Here is a 17,291-nt window from a genome sequence, read left to right as displayed (position 1 = left end):
ATGAAAAAAGTTTTTAGTATCACAATGACAATTTTGTTCTTGTTGGTTTCTTTCCAACAGGCGCTTATTGTTGTGCACTTTAAACTGAATCAGCAGGAAATCGAAAAAGAATTTTGCGAGAATAAAGCCAAACCTCAATTACAATGTCACGGAAAATGTCATTTAAAGAAAGAATTAGAAAAATCTGAAAAGAACGATTTGGAATTGAATAGTATTTTTAAAAAGATTGATATTCTCCCAAGTCAGAATTTTGAATTTCCAATTTGCATTCTAAAAAAGATAAATAATAAAGTATTGATTTATAAAGAATTTGACCATTTTGAACCTTATTTAGAAATTTTTGTACCGCCACCTATTTTATTTTTTACTAAGTGCTGAGAAATATTTTTAACACATAGAAACATAGATTTATTTGAAATATTAATAAAGATTTTAAAAAAAACTAGTTTCTAACACATAGCTATGTTTGTTAATACAAGTGAAATGCCTTTTTTAAGCTTTCAAAGCTATGTTTCTATGTGCTAAAAATACTATACACAATCTCAATTAATAAAATAGAATACAAAAATTTAAATATCACAAAATGCAAAATTTAAAAAAATACCTTTTATTGTCAGTTGCCGTTTTAGCATTCGTATCTTGTTCAAGTGACGATGATAATCCAGTTGCAAACAATGTAACGCTTGAATTTACAAATACATTTAAGAGCAATACCATTGTTTTAGGAAATGCAACAGCAACCTCAGCGACTACAAATACTTCGGCTGCGGGACAAATTCATCATTTTTCAGAGTTGAAATATGTAATCAGTAATATTCGTCTAATAAAAGATAACGGGACTGAAGTTCCTTATAATGTTAATGATTTGGATAAAGGCGCAACTGTTATCGATCAATCAAAAGTAGCTTCTTTGAGTTATGTTTTAAGTAATATTCCGTCGGCAACTTACAAACAGATTAAATTTGGTTTGGGAATTAAACCAGAACAAAACACTTTAGATCAAGTAAGATTTCCAAATTTCTACGCAGCTGCAGGTGCAAACGATACGCAAATGATGTGGGAATGGGGAAGTGGTTACCGTTTTACAAAAGTAGAAGGCTTTTATGATACTGATAATAAAGCAATGTCAATTCACACCGGAAGTACTGTTGAAGGTACAGCTCCAAACTACACGCAAGGTGTAAATGCTTATAGAGATATAACTTTAAATTTGACTACAAACGCAATTGTTGGAAGTAAAGCGCCAAAAATCAAAATTAAAGCTGATTTTGATAAACTTTTAAGTGGGAAAATCAACACCATTACTTTGTCTACAGGAACAGGAATGAATGATAATGCCACTCCAAATGTTCATACTGCAGCACAAATGGTAAAATTTGTGGACAATTTGGGCGGAAATGGTTCAAGCGATATTAGCGGAATGTTTTCTGTGACTAGCGTAGAAAACTAAAAATATCTTTCAGAGCCGTCTGAAAATAAAAGTTAGACGGCTCTTTAAAATTCATTTAAAATGAAAAGAATAATTGTTTTTATATCAATTCTATCAGTATTAACGTCTTGCAGCAATGAGGAAACGGATATGATTGCTATTGATAATCCTGAAATAGCTTTAAATATTCCGTCTGATTTTCCAGAAGTAAATAGTTTTGTGAGTTTAAATAAACCAACAAAATATGGCGTAGAACTGGGCGAAAGGCTTTTTTCAGATAAAAGATTCAGTGCAGATAATACGATTTCTTGTGCAAGTTGTCATATTCAGGCAAATGCTTTTGCTGATCATAATCCGCAGGCGATTGGGATTGAAGGGAGAGTTGGACTTCGCAATGCGCCATCACTTCAGAATTTGATGTTTTTAAAATTTTACAATTGGGATGGAAGCAAACTACAATTGGAAACACAGCCGCTTGTTCCTATTATAACTCACGAAGAAATGGATTCTTCTATTTTGGAAGTTATTGGAAAAATAAAAGACGATGGTGATTATAAAGTTTTGTTTAGAAAAACGTTTGGAGATGAGGATATTACACCAGAAAGAATCTACAAAAGCATTGCACAATTTGAATACACTTTGATTTCTTCAAATAGTAAATATGATAAAGTAAAACGAAATGAAGGTGAGACTTTTACAGAAAGTGAATTAGATGGCTATAAAACGTTTCAGCAGAAATGCGCCAGTTGCCATTCGAGTGAATTGTTTACCGACCAGAGTTTTAGAAATATAGGTTTTCCTCAAAACACTAATACAAATGAGGCGGGACGAGGAAGAGTTACCGGAATTGCTACTGATTTTATGAGTTTTCGTGTTCCAACTTTACGAAATATCGAATACACAGCTCCATACGGTAGTTTTGGACAGTTTTCTGATTTAAAATCTGTTTTGGATTATTTTGATAATGGTGTTTTAGATGCAGAGAATCTAGATCCGATTTTTAAGAATAATGGTAAGAGAATTCCGCTTTCGGAGCAGGAAAAAATGAATCTGATTGCCTTTATGAAAACATTGAGTGACAAACAGTTTGTTGGAAAGTAATTTGTGAAGCCCTTATTTTAAAGCATTTTTTGTTCTTTTTGAGTATAATAAAATGTTTATAAGGTGTTGATAAATAATAGGTTGTGACCTGTGTTAAAAAAAAGTTTTGATTGATTTATTGTTTTAAATTTATAATTAAATGATAGTTAATTAATTAAAAGAATTTGCATATGGGAAGAGCTATAAAACTACAGGTTCGAAAAGAATTAGATGGCAAACAGCAATTTAATTTAATTAAGTTGAAAGGAAGTTTAATTACTAAAGGGTATACAGAGATTATACATATTAGTGATAAGGACGAAGAATTTCATATCAACTCTTTCGAAACCGAAGCAAAAAATGAAGTAAAAGAGTTTATCCTCGATTTTATTGTAAAGGAAAACTTGAGTAATACAATAAGCGTTCTAGTGTAATATCCCCACTAATATTACACAGAACCGCTTTTAAAAATTATAATTTTATACAGCTGATGTTAAAGTTGTATTTCGATCGATACAATTCTGATCTTTGAAAGTAGTATCAGGTTTTTCATCCCAATCTCCCCAATCTCCTACATAAGTTTTACGAAAAATTAGTTCGTTATTATCTCCTGCACAAACGCTAAGACGGTTGTTGCAAACCACTTTGCTATCGTTTCTGTTTACTTGTAGATTTTTCATGGCGTTAGTTTTTAAGGTTTTTCAAATTTACAAATAGCTGAAATCTAAAATGTTATATCTGAATTTTGTTTTCTTATCAAATTCACATCTCACTATAAATAAAAATCTCCCAGTTTCTAAGCATTGAAACTGGGAGATAGTGAAAAAAAAATAAACACAAACTTTTTTAGAACGAGTATCTAACTCCAAATTGTCCCTGAAATCTAGACGCTAACTGATCTACAGTATAAGGCGTTGAAGTAGGTTTTTGGAAAGTATAAGTTGGGTCTCCTGTGGCAACTCCGCCAAGGTTTCCTGATTTTGTTAAACCAATATTTGCTGTAGAATTGTACGTGTTTGGAACGAAATAACTTCTTCCCCAATCTTTATTGATTAAGTTTCCAACATTTGCTACACTGAATGAAATCTGGAATGTTCCCACTTTTGTTACTTGAATTTCATCCATCAATTTTAAATCAGCTTGAATATTCCAAGGTGTTGTATCACCATTTCTTTGAGTAAAAGTTCCTCTTCTGCTTTTTAAATAATCATTTCCATTAATAAAAGCTTCGTAATCTGCTACTTGCTGTGCAGCTGTTGCAGATGGAACTCCCGCTGAATTTACTCCGATATATTTAGCCGCTTCTGCTGCATCTTTAAAGATGTAAGCCAATCCTGCCGCTTGCCCTGTTCCTGCAATTGTTGAGTTTACAAATCCCCAAGAAAATGGATTTCCTGATTGTGCATTAAAATAAACATTAGCAGATAAAGTATTGTTTGATGCCAATTTTAGACCATAACCAACATTAGAAACAATTCTATGTTTGATATTAAAGTTAGAAGTTGCCAATTGCGGATTGTTTGGTGTCAGCGACTGATTCATTTGGAAGTTACTTTCCATAGAATTACGAATTCCGTTTGTTATGTCGCGAGAATCACCGTAAGTGTAAGCTACCATAAAGTTGAATCCGAAATCGTACGTTTTAGAAATCATTTCTGTAATGCTGTAACGGTATCCTTTATCTGTATTTGATAATAAATAAGCATTTGAGAAAGCAGAATTTATGTTAGCAGCATAAATTGGCATTTCGTGCTTTGTATCGTAAGAGAAATAAGTTGGATTATCTGTTTTGTTTACTTGTTGAAATTCTAAATCGCGAATTACTTTTGTGTAAATACCTTCAATTGTAAATTTATATCCATCAATTGTTTTATCAAAAGCTAATGAATTTCTTAAAACAGCTGGCATTTTAAATTTATTGTCTACTAAATCGGCTTGAACTTTTGGAGTTGCATCGTGATATCCGTTAAGTCCACCAGTTGCTAAAGGATCTCCAGCTGCTGCAACTTGAGCTGCTGTAAGGTTGTTTTTGTCGTAACTTCCGTAACCAACACCATCGTTATAATAAGCGTAACCCAACCATGCAAACGGAATTCTTCCTGTAAATACTCCAGAACCACCACGAATTACGAATGTTTTGTCTTCATCAACATTGTATGTAAAACCAATTCTAGGGGAAACTAGCGCAGTGCTGAAGAAATTATTTTTAATTTGGCTTAATGGCGTGTAAGTATATGTTGTTCCGTAATTTGGATCTGCTGGAGAATTTTGTACTTGCGGACTTAATTTTGGTTTGTTCGGAATATCTGTATAATCTACACGAACCCCTGGCGTAACTTTTAATTTGCTTCCAACTCTAATTTCATCTTGAGCATAAACGCTGTAAAGATTTACTTTGAATTTTGCGTAAGGATTATCAAAGATTTCATCTCTTGTAGAACCATCAAACGGATAAGTTCCACGAACACGAGTAGGAAGTTTATTGTAGAAATCTGCAAGAGATTTGTATGAAACTCTTCCGTTTAAAGCATTTACGAAACCATAATTAATGTCGTAAAACTCATTATGTGTACCAAATAATAATGTATGATTTCCTGTTTTGTAAGTAAGGTTGTCTGTAATTTCAGCTGTGTTTTGTTTCATATTGAAAACAGTAGCTTCACGATCATTTCCTAAGAAAATTGTTCCTCCATTATATCCAATTTCTGTCTGAGGAAACATAATATTGTTTGATTTTGGATCACGATAATCTTTAATAGCAGAATAACTAGCAATAAAAGAGTTAGACCATTGGCTGTTAAAGTGGCTTTTAAGCTCTAAAACCGTACTGATAGATTGGTTTTTCTGAGTAAAGTCCATTCCTGAGAAACGGAAGTTTGCCGCATCGCGCTCTAAGTTTGTTGCTTGAGAAACCACAGTATTGTTTCTTAAAGAGATCGAATGTTTATCGTTGATTTTCCAATCTAATTTGTTGAAGAATTTTTGGCTTTTTGCAAAGTTGTTATATGAACCATAAGTTCCTGGATCGAATCCGTAGTTTGTTTTTACGAAGTTAGAAATTTGTTCTGCTGTCGCATTATCAACCAAAGAAGTCAATTTTCCGTTAGCATCTGTTTGTCCAGCATTATAGAAAATTGGGTCTGTTCTTTCAGCATATTCCATATTAGTGAAGAAGAACAATTTATCTTTCACAATTGGCAAACCTAATCTAAATCCGATTTGATAATCTCCAAAAGCTTTTGGCATTTTAGAACCATCTCCAGCATTATTTGGACCAGTAAGCGCAGCACTTCTTCCATAAGAATAAATTGATCCGCTCACATTATTGGTTCCGCTTCTTGTAACAGCGTTAACGCTTCCTCCTAAAAAGTTTCCTAACTTAATATCATAAGGAGCAATATAAACTTGAATATCCTGAATAGCATCTAAACTGATTGAGTTAGAACGCGTACTGCTTCCCGGCATTCCAGAAGTTCCAGATTGTCCTCCTAAAGAGGGACTAAAACCAATTGCATCATTATTAATAGAACCATCAATAGTTACGTTGTTGTATCTAAAGTTTGTTCCTGCAAAAGAGTTATTAGAACTCTGTGGAACCAATTTAGTAACATCTTGAATTCCACGGTTTATTAATGGAAGTCCGTTTACTTGTTTTTCGTTAATGTTGGTACCATTGTTTTTAGAAGAAGGTTTAGAACTTGTAATTACAACTTCTTCCAATACATTATTGTCTGCTTTTCCGACAACAATTGTTGGTAAATCATTGTCACCAAGTGCTAAATGAATTTGTGCATTTGAGTAATCTTTGGTGTCTTTACTTTTAATTTCTAATTCGTAAGGACCACCGGCATTTAAATTTTCGAAACTGAATCGGCCTTGTTTGTCTGTAGTTGTTCTGTAAACAGCATTTGTAGGCAAATGAGTTAAGGTAACTTCGGCATCGATAACTGCAGTTGTTCCATCGTTGACTTTAGCCGACAAAGAAGAAGTGGTAATCTGAGCAAAAATACTTCCTGCAGTAAGAAGCATTAAAGCCGTGAATAAGAGTTTTAGTTTTGTCATGTTATTTTAGTTATTATTTTTTGACAAATAAACTCGCTTTCTTTCGAACGGATTTAAGGCTTTTGTTAACGTAAAATCAAAAAACTATTCTATGTTAATTGATTATGATTGAGAGGTTATTTTATAAATAAGTCTGTATCTCTTTAAAATCAATACTTTGCGCGAAATCCCATAAATAAAGGGATTAGAGGTAGATTTAAACCAGATTAGAGATAGATTAGAGTGTTATGCAAATGTTACCAATTTGAGAAATCGGTATTTTTGAAGTGAGAGCAAACTCGATTTTATTGTAATTTTTTTAAGGAAATAAAAGAGAAAAACTAGTTCCTTTTTCTAATTCAGAATCAACTGTTAAAGTAATATGATGGCGATTTAAAATTTCCATAGTGATAAAAAGTCCTAAGCCTTGACCTTTAACATGTCGCGTGCGGTCACTTCTAAAAAAGAGATCAAAAATAGATTCTTTGTCTTTTTCTGCAATTCCAGAACCTTGATCAATAATTTTTATCTGAAGTTTTTGTTCTTTTTCGGAAGCAAAAATAGAAACGGGAGCAGGAAAAGAAAATTTTATCGCATTGTCTACAATATTGTATAATGCGGTAAAAAGCATGTGTTTATTGGCATGAACAGAAAGTAATTGTTCGTTTTGAATAGCTTCCAAATTAAGAGAAACTTTAGATTCAGGATATTCAATAGCTTTCTTTTCAAGAACATTCCATAAAATTTCATCAATTCGAACACTTTCCATTTGTTCGGGCTCGCCAACTTGCAATCCTGATAAAACCAAAAGGCCATCTAAAATCGATTTTAAATGGAAAGTATCTTTTCGAAGCGATTTTAAAACGGCTTCATATTGTTCATTCGTTCTTGGGTGCTGCAGTGAAACATCAATATCACCGATAATAATGGTAAGTGGGGTTTTAAGTTCGTGAGATGCATTTTTTAGAAAATTATTTTGAACAGTAATACCACTTTCTAATCTTTCTAAAAGATAATTAAAAGTAGTAATAAGTTCTCGAACTTCATCTTTTCCGCTTGTTGGCATTTCTAGTCTAGAATGCAGATTTTCTGTCGTGATGGTATTTACTTTGGCGATTACATCTTCAAAAGGTCTGAAAGTTTGTTTGGCTAAATATCTTCCAATAAAGAAATTAAGCGGAATTACGAACAAATACGAAAGAATAAAAATTAAACCTAGTACATCTAATTGTTTATCTCCCACAGTGTCAATTCCAGAAACAACAATAATAAAATCGCCTTGATTGTCTTTATAAAATAAACCAGTAAACTGTCTGTTTTCTTTTGTAAAATGTAAAATTCTGCTTTTAGAAATAGCTTTTAATTCTTGATCGCTTAATTTGATATTTATACCATCGCGCAAATATAATTCTTTCGTTTTTGCATTGTATATTCGAATGGTTTGATTGGTGATTTTTTTGTATTGAATTTCAATTCTTTGGTAACGAGAACTGTCAACTTTGGTAATTTCATCTTTCTCAAAATAAAAGAACGCCGTTATTATTGCACTGTCTTCCAGTCTTTCGTAATAAAGATCTTGTCTATGATTTTTAAAAAGCACAAAAGATCCGGCTAGTACAAGTCCAACAATAAAAGCAAAAAGCAAGGTCGAATTGACTGATAATTTTGTTTTAAGATTCATTGATCTTGTTTTTGAGCATATATCCAGTTCCTTTTACAGTATGAATCAGTGGAGTAGGGAAGTTCTTGTCTATTTTATTTCGCAAATAGTTAATATAAACATCTACCGTATTGGTATTCATATCAAGATCTAAGTTCCAGACTGCTTCCGCAATTGCAATTCTGGATAGTGCTTTTTCACGGTTTTTCATGAAAAAAATCAGAAGTTTTAATTCTCTAGAAGAAAGATTAAGTTCTTTTCCGTCCCTTGTAGCACTTTGTTCTTTCATATTAATTTCAATTCCGGCATAAGATTGAAAGTCTATAATACCGTTACTGAATTCAGAACGACGAAGCTGTGCATTTATTCGCGCCAAAAGTTCTTCAAACATAAATGGTTTTGCCAGATAATCATCGGCTCCAGCCTGAAGACCTTTCACTTTTTCGTGAGGCGTATCTAAAGCACTAAGAATAAGTATCGGGACAATTATTTTTCTTGCTCTTAAGATTTCACAGACTTCAAAACCAGTTAAATCAGGAAGCATGATATCAAGTATAATAATATCATAAGTATTTTCCATTACTTCATTAATGGCGTCAAAACCTTTATTGATATTTTTAACCTGATAAAGTTGTTCTTCAAGTCCTCTAATAATAAAAGAAGCCACTCTCGGATCGTCTTCAACTAATAATACTTTATTCATGGCGCTAATTGCAAATAGATGAGCTAAAAGTAATTCTCTAAATTCAAATCAGAATACTTTTTTTCCCTTTTTTGAAATAAAATTGAAACTATAGTTTAGAAAGATCGTCGATAGTGTAGAATTTAAGACCTTTTTCTTTCGCATATTTGCAAAGATCTTCTAGCGCAGAAAGAGGAGTTTCTAATTTTTCATCTGCATTTTCGACCGTTTTGTGACCATAGAAAATTACAATTTTATCATGAGCCTTTGCATAATCTAATAAGGTTTTGTAATACGGAATGTTGAATTGTTTGTAATCATCATCAATACCTAAACCGTAAACTAGTCGATTTCCTTCATAATAGCAAAATTGCTGTGCTGCCGGAATTTCATCGTAAGTTGTACCTCGAATAATATCAAAATGTTTGAGTAATTCTTTATCCAATTCGGCATCTCGTGCACCATCAGGATACGCAAAAGAATGAATATCAAAACCGTCTTTTTTCATTGCAGCTTTCAAAGGAATAATATCATCCTCAATGTATTTCGGAATACCAAATTCTTTAGAATATTTTAAAGCATTTAAATGATTATAACCATGTCCAGCAATATCATGTCCCATATCTCGTAAATAGCGCAATTTGTCTTTTTGATCGCGAGTTAAACTGCCATACCAAGTGACAAAAAAAGTGGCTTTCCAGCCCAATGGACGCAATAACTTTTCTGCGTTGTACCAATCTTCTATATAATCATCATCAAAAGTAAAAACAACACCTGGCGGATAAGATTTTTTTACTGGTTTTACTTTTTCCGCATTTTCTTCTGAGTACATTTTGAAAACAAATACAAAAGCAACAATAGCAACAAGCATTATTGCAATTAATTTTTTAGAAAATAGATTTTTCATAAAGTGAGATTTTTATTTTTACAAATCTTAAAAATGAATCAGTTTTTCTTCTTCGAGATCCAAATAATACATTTGCTTTCTGATAACAGATTCGTCTATATTTTGATCTTCCTTATTTCTGCTAATTAGCCACTGTCTTTGTTCGTACAACAAATCGAGATATATTGTTTTTAATTCCTTACCAATCGATTCATCCTCAATTCCTTTACTGTGCTGTTCCCATTTTGAAATAAGCTGCTGTAAAGAAGCATTGCTTTCTAGCTGATCTTCATAAGTTGTTTTTAAATAAGACAAAGCATGAGCGGCTAAATCTCTTTTCAAAATAACGGTCGCTTCTTCTGGAGAAACAGGATCATAAATATTATCCAATTTGATTTTTTTAATAAAATACGGAAGAGTTAAACCTTGAATAAGCAAAGTCAAAAGAATAACAATAAATGTTATGAATAGAATGAGATTTCGTTGAGGAAAAGCATTTCCGTTATCCAAATAAACTGGAATCGATAATGCCGCAGCCAGCGAAACAACGCCTCGCATTCCCGTCCAACCCAGAATAAAAGGAGTTTTATAGCCTGGATGTCTTCGGTCTGCAACAGTTATAAAATTGCGAGCAATAAGTGTTACAATAACTGCTCCGTAAGCAGATAATATTCGGCTTACAATTAAAACAAACGTAATTAAAACGCCATATCCAATTGCAGTTGTAAGACTTACGCCTTCAAGTCCTGAAGTAATTTGAGGAAGATCAAGTCCAATGAGCATAAAAACCAATCCATTTAAAATGAAAGAAAGACTTTCCCAAACATTTACACCCTGAATTCTCGATTTACTGCTCAAAAAGCGATGTCTGTTATTAGACAAAAGCAGTCCTCCGCTAACTACCGCTAGGACGCCAGAGCTATGAACTTCTTCAGCTATAAGATACATTATATATGGAGCAAGAAGTGTGAGTACAATATCGACATTGGCATTTGTTGGCAGATATTTATGCGCTTTCATAAAAAGCCAACCGATTGCTAAACCAATTCCAACTCCACCAAATACCATCCAGCTAAAACTAATTGCCGCTTTATAAAATATAAATTGCTCTGTTGCCACAGCAATCATAGCAAATCTGAAAATGATTAAAGAGGAAGCATCATTTAATAAACTTTCGCCTTCTAGAATAGACGACATTGTTTTAGGAACTTTGACAAATTTCAAAATAGCTCCAGCACTCACAGCATCTGGAGGAGAAACAATCCCGCCCAATAAAAAACCTAAAGCAAGTGAAAAACCTGGGATAAAATAATTGGCCACTAGAGCCACAGAAAGTGCCGAAAGAAAAACAACGATAAAAGCAAAACTGGTTATAATGCGTCTCCATCGCCACATTTCTTTCCAAGAAACCGCCCAAGCAGCTTCGTATAATAAAGGCGGAAGAAATATAAAAAAGATAAGATCGGGCTCGATTTGTATCACGGGAACTTTCGGAATAAAACTAATGGCCAATCCAGCTAAAACCAATAATACAGGATAAGCTACTTTTATTTTATCGGCTAACATAATCAGCAGTAAAATCACCAAAATAATAGCTAAGTAGAAAGGAAAGTTTTCGAGCATTCTTTATTTTTTAATTTAAAATGGAACAATAATTTGATAGAGTAAAAAAATCTTTCTTCAATCAAATTTATCAATTTCAGTTGAATGTTTTTCAAAAAAAAAGCCTCAGAAATATATTTTTCTAAGGCTTGCATTTTTGTCTGATTATAAAGTTTTAAATCTTTTTTCTATTCCCGAATTGAAGATTTATCCTGAAGTGTCATTTTAGCAATTTCATCTTTTCTTTTGAAAGTTACGCCAGTATGTTTTTTCATGTAATCTAATAAATCAGAAGTTGTTTTCACCATTTGAGGTGTTCCGCCAATTCTGTCATGAAAGCTGATTGACATTTGCCTGCGTTTAAATTCGCTTTCCGCATAAAGCTGATCAAATTCTGCTTTTACTTGATTGAAAAACTGGTCTGATGAAAAGTTTTTCCCTTCAATCAAAACAATATCGTTACAGCGAATTGTGTAAGGCACAACTACAAAATCTTTTTTATTGGCTTGAATAATAAAAGGTTCGTCTCTACTTAAATCGTCTATATGATAGGTAAAACCCAATTCCTGAAGAATTTTAATGGTATTTTGCCCGCGTCTGAGCCAATTAGCGTTGTAACCAACAGGAGTAAAACCTGTAATGCTTTTTACAGCATCGGCTCCAGCTTTAATAAATGTTTTCTCTTCTTCGTAAGACATGGCATATTGCGAACTCCAATTCATTCCATGAGCCGCGGCTTCATGTCCGCGTTGTACAATTTCTTTTGCCAATTGCGGATTTTGTAAAACTGCCGAACCCACCATATGTGAGGTAACTTTAATTCCGTGTTTGTCCCAATTGTCGAGCATTCTCGGAATTCCTTCTTTATATCCGTATTGGTACCAAGTTTCGGCAGGAAGATCAACATAACCTTTTTGCATATTTTGCGGAAACGGACTTTCGGCATTTTCTGGTTGTCCGCCCGTTTCAAATTGCATCGATACAGAAACCACTAAACGTGAACCGTCTAGCCATTTATTTTCCTTTTCTGGTTTTTCTTTTTCAATAGAATTTGAAAATGCATCAACAGGATTTACCATCATTGCTGCACTTGTCAAACCTGCCATTTTTATAAAATCTCTTCTTGTTGTCATTTTGTGTATTTTAAATGTTACCAAAGTTTTCATGAATTGCCTCCAGCTTTAGCTGGAGGTTAAAAAATAAAATGAGAAAAAGGCTTTAGCCGAAAACGCAGATTAGGCTAAAGCCTTTTCTTTAAGTACCACTGAAAACCTCCAGCTAAAGCTGGAGGCAATTCAATTCAAAAGGAAATCCTTTTCTTGTATTATCTTTTGAATTTCAAAGTCTTATTGAAAAATTTCAAAAAAGAAAAACTTTGTGTCTTTGCGACTTTGCGCGCAATTTTCCCCACAAAAACTTAAAACTTAATCTGCGCCGTAACCCCAGTAAAAAACATATTTTTTCCAGTTCCGGCTGCTTTTAGAAAATCTCCCGCTTTAAACCAAGTCGCTTCAAATCTAAAATAGAGATATTGATTTGGTGTATAGATAATTTCGCTTTCCAATTGTTTTCCAATTTCTTTTTCAGTAGTAGAATCTCCAGGATAAATCATAATAGTGTTCGGACCGTAGATTCCGTCTTCGCTGCTGTATCTCCAAAACATATCATAATCAATAACCCAATCGATGTTTTTGGCCAATTCAAAGCTAATTGATGGATGAAAATCAACTAAATTGGATGGACCAATAACAGAAGCCAATCCAAAATAAGCGCCTCTAGGAAACAATGGATTGAAAGTATTTAATTGATTATCTCCATTGGTTTTATCACCGCTGATTAATTCAACTTTAAATCCAAATTCTGGTTTTAAAACTACAGACGAAAATTGATATCCCGTATTTAAGGAAACCGTCCAAGCTTTGATATCTTTAGAAGCAACATTTCCAAACTGATAAACAGCTTCCGCATCATAACGCCAATCGTTGTATTTCCCCCAAATTCGCGTTCCAACAGAATGGCGTAATTCTTTTCCGCTTGCGTCATCAAAATTGGCATTGGCTCTTTCGTAACCTAAATAATAAACATCAATATTTTTGATTGCTGGAATTTTATTAATTACAAAATAACTTCCCCAAAACTGTCTTTTTTTATTAGAATAATCATCAAAAATACCATCTTGCGCAATAACGTAATGTGAGTAAAATAAATCGGCACGAAAATTATTTAAACCAAAAATAGCTTTAGCTCCATCAAAAGACTGACGATTATTTGGACCGTCACGAACGGCGACCAAACGTTGCGAACCGTAACTTAATTCCTGTCTTCCAGCTCTAAAAATTAGCTGTTTGTTTTTTTCGGAAAGCACATTAATATCAATAAAACCTTGATGCACCTCAAGCGGATCGCTGTCAACTGGACTCGGATCAATTCTGCCGTTGGCATTACTGCTTTGCAACTGAATAAATGCTCTAAAGTATTTACTAGCATGAAAATCGGCATGAAGCAAAAGCCTGTTTAAAATATATCCATCATTATCAACGGGATCGTCGCCCCATTTTTCATTTTTAGCATAGAAATATTGATACCTAATCTCTCCTCCAAAACTCAGATAAGTTTTCCCCGAAGAGGAGAGTGGCAGGTACTTCAAAGTTTTGTACCAGTTTTTTGAGGTATCTTTTTGTAAAACGCTGTAATTCTCATCAAAACGCATTGGCTTAAAATCTGGATAAGATTGCGCCTGAAGCTGTATACAAACAAGAAATAGTAGGATTATTTTTTTCATGGCTATTTGCCTAAACTGTTTTTCTTAATATCGTTGTATGCATTTGGAATGTTGAAATTGTAATGTAGCCAATTAAAAAGAACATAACCTTTATCAAATTCTTTCATCGTTACCGAAGCTTTTACTTGTTCTAAAGTTTCGCCTTTTTTTACTGCATCTTCCACATTTTTCTTCAAAGCATTTACGTAATCAATTGTATATTTAATTCCTGTTTTATTGGTCATTCTGCCGTGTCCAGGAACTACAACGTCATTGTCGCCAATCATATCATAAATTTTTTGAAGATTGCGAACAGGTTCCAAAAAGTAACCATCAAAAAGCCACGGAATTGCTGGACTTTCAGCAATAAACGGATTTCCTGCCCATAAAACATTTTTGTCCGAATCTTTCAGAAATACAAACAAATCGGCAGGAGATTGCGCCGTTCCGACATTGATAATTTCTACAATTTTCCCGCCACCTAAATCTAATTTTAAACTTTGATTTACAGCAATTGTAAGATCTGCGGGACGATACACACTTTGCTCAATCCCGCGATCTTTTCCAAAAAGCATGATCATAAATTGTTTAATTCCGTCGTAATTCTTAGCTAAGTTTTCTTTGCAGAATTCGTTTTGTATCAGAATAGTTTCTTTAGGAAGTAAATAATTTCCAAAACAGTGATCGCCATGATCGCTTGTATTTACCGCATAAACAATTGGTTTTGGAGTAACAGACCGAATCAGTTTATACAATTGGTCGTATAATCTTTTGCTCAACATCGTTTCAATTAGCAAAACCCCTTTATCGCCAACAATAAATCCAGCAGAAGTAGCCTGCGGAATCCCTTTTGTAGTTTCGGTTTCAGTTGTTGACGGAGAAACGGCATACACATTATCAGAGATTTTATGCAGTTGCAAAGTCACTTTATTGGCATCCCAAATTGGTATTTCGGGCGGCATCGGAAACTGCGCATAAGTTTGCTGTACGAGAAACAGCATAATTAAAATAATATTTATCTTTTTCATGTTTGTTTTTTATAGTTGACTAGTAATTTTTTGAAGCAAAAACAAAAGGCATTTTTGGAAACATCGTTCCTGCTTTCCGCTATATCTTTGCTTTTCTAAAGAAAAAAAGCAAAGGATATCGCTCCAATCAGGGCTAAAGGGAGAGAAATTGCTTTTTTGGAATCATCCCATTAAATAAAATCTTTTTTATATCTGCTCAAATCTGCATTATCTGCGTGAAATACTCATTTTTGATAACCTCCAAAATATTTCACAGGAGACCAATCCGGAATTACAGCAGGAATTTCAGGATTCAACGTTTTAAATTCCGCGGAAGCGTAAACAATTTTGCCATTTACAATCGTCAAAACCGATTCGATTTTTCTAATGTCGTCTGCTTTTAACGAAAAATAATCGTCAGATAAAATCGCCATATCGGCGTACATTCCTTTTACGAGTTTTCCTTTTTCTTTTTCTTCGCCAGAAAACCAAGCACTTCCAGAAGTATACAATTGTAAAGCCGTAAATTTATCCAAGACCTGATCTTTTGGCCAGAATTGCATACCACCAATTGTTTTTCCCGTCAAAAGCCAATGCAAAGACATCCATGGATTATAAGTTGAAATTCTCGTTGCATCGGTTCCCATTCCAACCGGAATTCCCAGTTCTAGCATTTTCTTGATTGGAGGAAGTTGTGTTTTTGGCGCTCCGTAAAGTTTATTATACAATTCTCCTTGATAATACATTCTGAACTGTACAGCAATACCGCCGCCCAATTTTTTAACACGTTCTAATTCTGAAGGCGTAATCGTTTCAGCATGATCAAAAAACCAGCGTAATCCGTTAAACGGAATTTCTTTGTTTACTTTTTCAAAAACATTCAGCATTCTATCAATCGATTCACCATAAGTTGCATGAAGTCTAAAAGGCCATTTATTTTTAGCCAATAATCTGATAATCGGTTCTAAATCTTTTTCCATTTCATCAGACAAAACAATTCTCGGCTCGAGGAAATTTTCAAAATCTGCTGCGGAAGCCACTATATTTTCTCCAGCTCCCTCTTCAACATAACCATTTGGAACTATCAAATTGTCATTTTTATTGATTTGAGTAGTCGCAACCCATTTTTCATAATCCTGTAATTCTTTGCCTTTTTGCTGTGCAAACAAATAATAAGAAATTCTAAGACTCAATTTATTCTGTTTGGCCAACTCCAAAGAAGTTACATAATCGGCAGGAAAGTTTTGGCTTCCGCCCGCAGCATCAATAATACTGGTAAGTCCGAAGCGATTTAATTCACGATTAAACTGAATAGAACTATTGATTCGCTCTTCTGGACTCAATTTTGTTGTTAATCCTAAAGTGGTATAAATGGCTTTTGGCGTTTCTTTGGCATACATTAAACCCGTTAAATTTCCGTTTGCATCTTGTTCCAAAAGACTTCCTTCATATTTAGTGTCTTTTGTGTATTTCAAGACTTCGATTCCTTTTTTATTGAGAAAAGCTTTTCCATATAAATACGTTATAAATACAGGCTTATCAGGAATTGCTGCGTTGATTTCGTCAATTGTTGGCTGTCTTTTTTCCTCAAACTGAAATTCGTTCCAACCGCCAATTACTTTAATCCAAACACCATCTGGAGTTCTTGCCGCTTGTTCTTTCAGCATTTCCATGGCGCGTTTTAAAGTTTTTACGCCATCCCAACGCAACTCTGAATTGTAATTCAAACCTTCTCGAATTACATGCATATGACTGTCATTTAGACCCGGAATTACCGTTTTTCCTTTAGCATCAATCAATTTCGTTTCTGAAGATTTATAAGAAGAAAGAATGTTTTTCTCGGTTCCAATGTCCAGAATAATGCCATCTTTCATTGCAATTGCCTGCACAAATTCGCCTTGTTTCTGCATCGTTGCAATTTTGCCATTGTAAATAATCAGATCTGCTTTTTGCTGGGCTTGAGAAAACAAGCCCGCAGAAAGCAATAGAATTAATAATAATTTTTTCATGATTTTAGTTATTTAACTTGTCCAGCGTAATTATTTTAACACATAGAAACATTCCCGATAGCTATCGGGATTGAAAGCTTTTGAAAAGGCGTTTCACTTGTTTAAACAAACATAGTTGGCTATGTGTTAGAAAC

14 protein-coding genes are annotated in these 17,291 nt (G+C 33.7%); 4 read left to right on the top strand and 10 right to left on the bottom strand.

Annotated features, from left to right (window positions below):
* From HNP35_RS13510 to HNP35_RS13495, 4 genes are all read left to right on the top strand, one after another.
* A complete protein-coding gene (locus HNP35_RS13510) occupies window positions 1-378 on the top strand; it encodes a hypothetical protein (RefSeq protein WP_184162849.1) in 378 nt (125 codons plus the stop codon).
* Window positions 379-583: 205 nt separating this feature from the next.
* The gene (locus HNP35_RS13505) at window positions 584-1,450 is read left to right on the top strand and encodes an MbnP family protein (protein WP_184162846.1); all 867 of its coding nucleotides are present in this window, start codon (window positions 584-586) and stop codon (window positions 1,448-1,450) included.
* 60 nt (window positions 1,451-1,510) lie between these two features.
* Window positions 1,511-2,530 (top strand): cytochrome-c peroxidase, encoded by a 1,020-nt coding sequence (locus HNP35_RS13500; protein ID WP_184162843.1) that lies wholly within the window; start codon window positions 1,511-1,513, stop codon window positions 2,528-2,530.
* A gap of 170 nt (window positions 2,531-2,700) precedes the next feature.
* Window positions 2,701-2,943 carry a hypothetical protein gene (locus tag HNP35_RS13495; RefSeq protein ID WP_184162840.1) on the top strand — a complete coding sequence of 81 codons (243 nt, stop codon included), beginning with the start codon at window positions 2,701-2,703 and terminating at the stop codon, window positions 2,941-2,943.
* 45 nt (window positions 2,944-2,988) lie between these two features.
* On the opposite strand, the gene HNP35_RS13490 is transcribed toward HNP35_RS13495, so the two are convergent.
* The 10 genes from HNP35_RS13490 to HNP35_RS13445 form a co-directional block, all read right to left on the bottom strand.
* The gene (locus tag HNP35_RS13490; protein WP_184162837.1) at window positions 2,989-3,189 is read right to left on the bottom strand and encodes a hypothetical protein; all 201 of its coding nucleotides are present in this window, start codon (window positions 3,187-3,189) and stop codon (window positions 2,989-2,991) included.
* A 166-nt stretch (window positions 3,190-3,355) separates the two neighbouring features.
* Entirely contained in the window at window positions 3,356-6,571 is a 3,216-nt protein-coding gene (locus HNP35_RS13485) for a TonB-dependent receptor (protein WP_184162835.1), read from the bottom strand.
* A gap of 298 nt (window positions 6,572-6,869) precedes the next feature.
* Window positions 6,870-8,231, bottom strand: coding sequence for a sensor histidine kinase (locus HNP35_RS13480; protein WP_184162832.1), 1,362 nt, complete (start codon window positions 8,229-8,231; stop codon window positions 6,870-6,872).
* Entirely contained in the window at window positions 8,221-8,913 is a 693-nt protein-coding gene (locus HNP35_RS13475) for a response regulator transcription factor (protein WP_184162829.1), read from the bottom strand. Before HNP35_RS13475 ends, HNP35_RS13480 begins: the two co-directional genes overlap by 11 nt.
* A gap of 88 nt (window positions 8,914-9,001) precedes the next feature.
* The gene (locus HNP35_RS13470) at window positions 9,002-9,799 is read right to left on the bottom strand and encodes a polysaccharide deacetylase family protein (RefSeq protein ID WP_184162826.1); all 798 of its coding nucleotides are present in this window, start codon (window positions 9,797-9,799) and stop codon (window positions 9,002-9,004) included.
* 27 nt (window positions 9,800-9,826) lie between these two features.
* On the bottom strand, window positions 9,827-11,401 hold the full coding sequence (locus HNP35_RS13465; protein WP_184162823.1) for a Na+/H+ antiporter: 1,575 nt from the start codon (window positions 11,399-11,401) through the stop codon (window positions 9,827-9,829).
* A gap of 167 nt (window positions 11,402-11,568) precedes the next feature.
* Window positions 11,569-12,513: a polysaccharide deacetylase family protein gene (locus HNP35_RS13460; protein ID WP_184162820.1), complete on the bottom strand. Its 945-nt coding sequence runs from the start codon at window positions 12,511-12,513 to the stop codon at window positions 11,569-11,571.
* A gap of 284 nt (window positions 12,514-12,797) precedes the next feature.
* Window positions 12,798-14,162 (bottom strand): alginate export family protein, encoded by a 1,365-nt coding sequence (locus HNP35_RS13455; RefSeq protein WP_184162817.1) that lies wholly within the window; start codon window positions 14,160-14,162, stop codon window positions 12,798-12,800.
* 2 nt (window positions 14,163-14,164) lie between these two features.
* Complete coding sequence (locus HNP35_RS13450; protein ID WP_184162814.1) at window positions 14,165-15,169, bottom strand: MBL fold metallo-hydrolase; 1,005 nt, start codon at window positions 15,167-15,169, stop codon at window positions 14,165-14,167.
* A gap of 224 nt (window positions 15,170-15,393) precedes the next feature.
* On the bottom strand, window positions 15,394-17,157 hold the full coding sequence (locus HNP35_RS13445; RefSeq protein WP_184162811.1) for an amidohydrolase: 1,764 nt from the start codon (window positions 17,155-17,157) through the stop codon (window positions 15,394-15,396).
* Window positions 17,158-17,291 lie beyond the last annotated feature (134 nt).

This window comes from Flavobacterium notoginsengisoli, assembly GCF_014207905.1.
GTDB classification, from domain to species: Bacteria; Bacteroidota; Bacteroidia; order Flavobacteriales; family Flavobacteriaceae; genus Flavobacterium; species Flavobacterium notoginsengisoli_A.
This window is presented reverse-complemented; position numbering and strand designations above follow the sequence as displayed.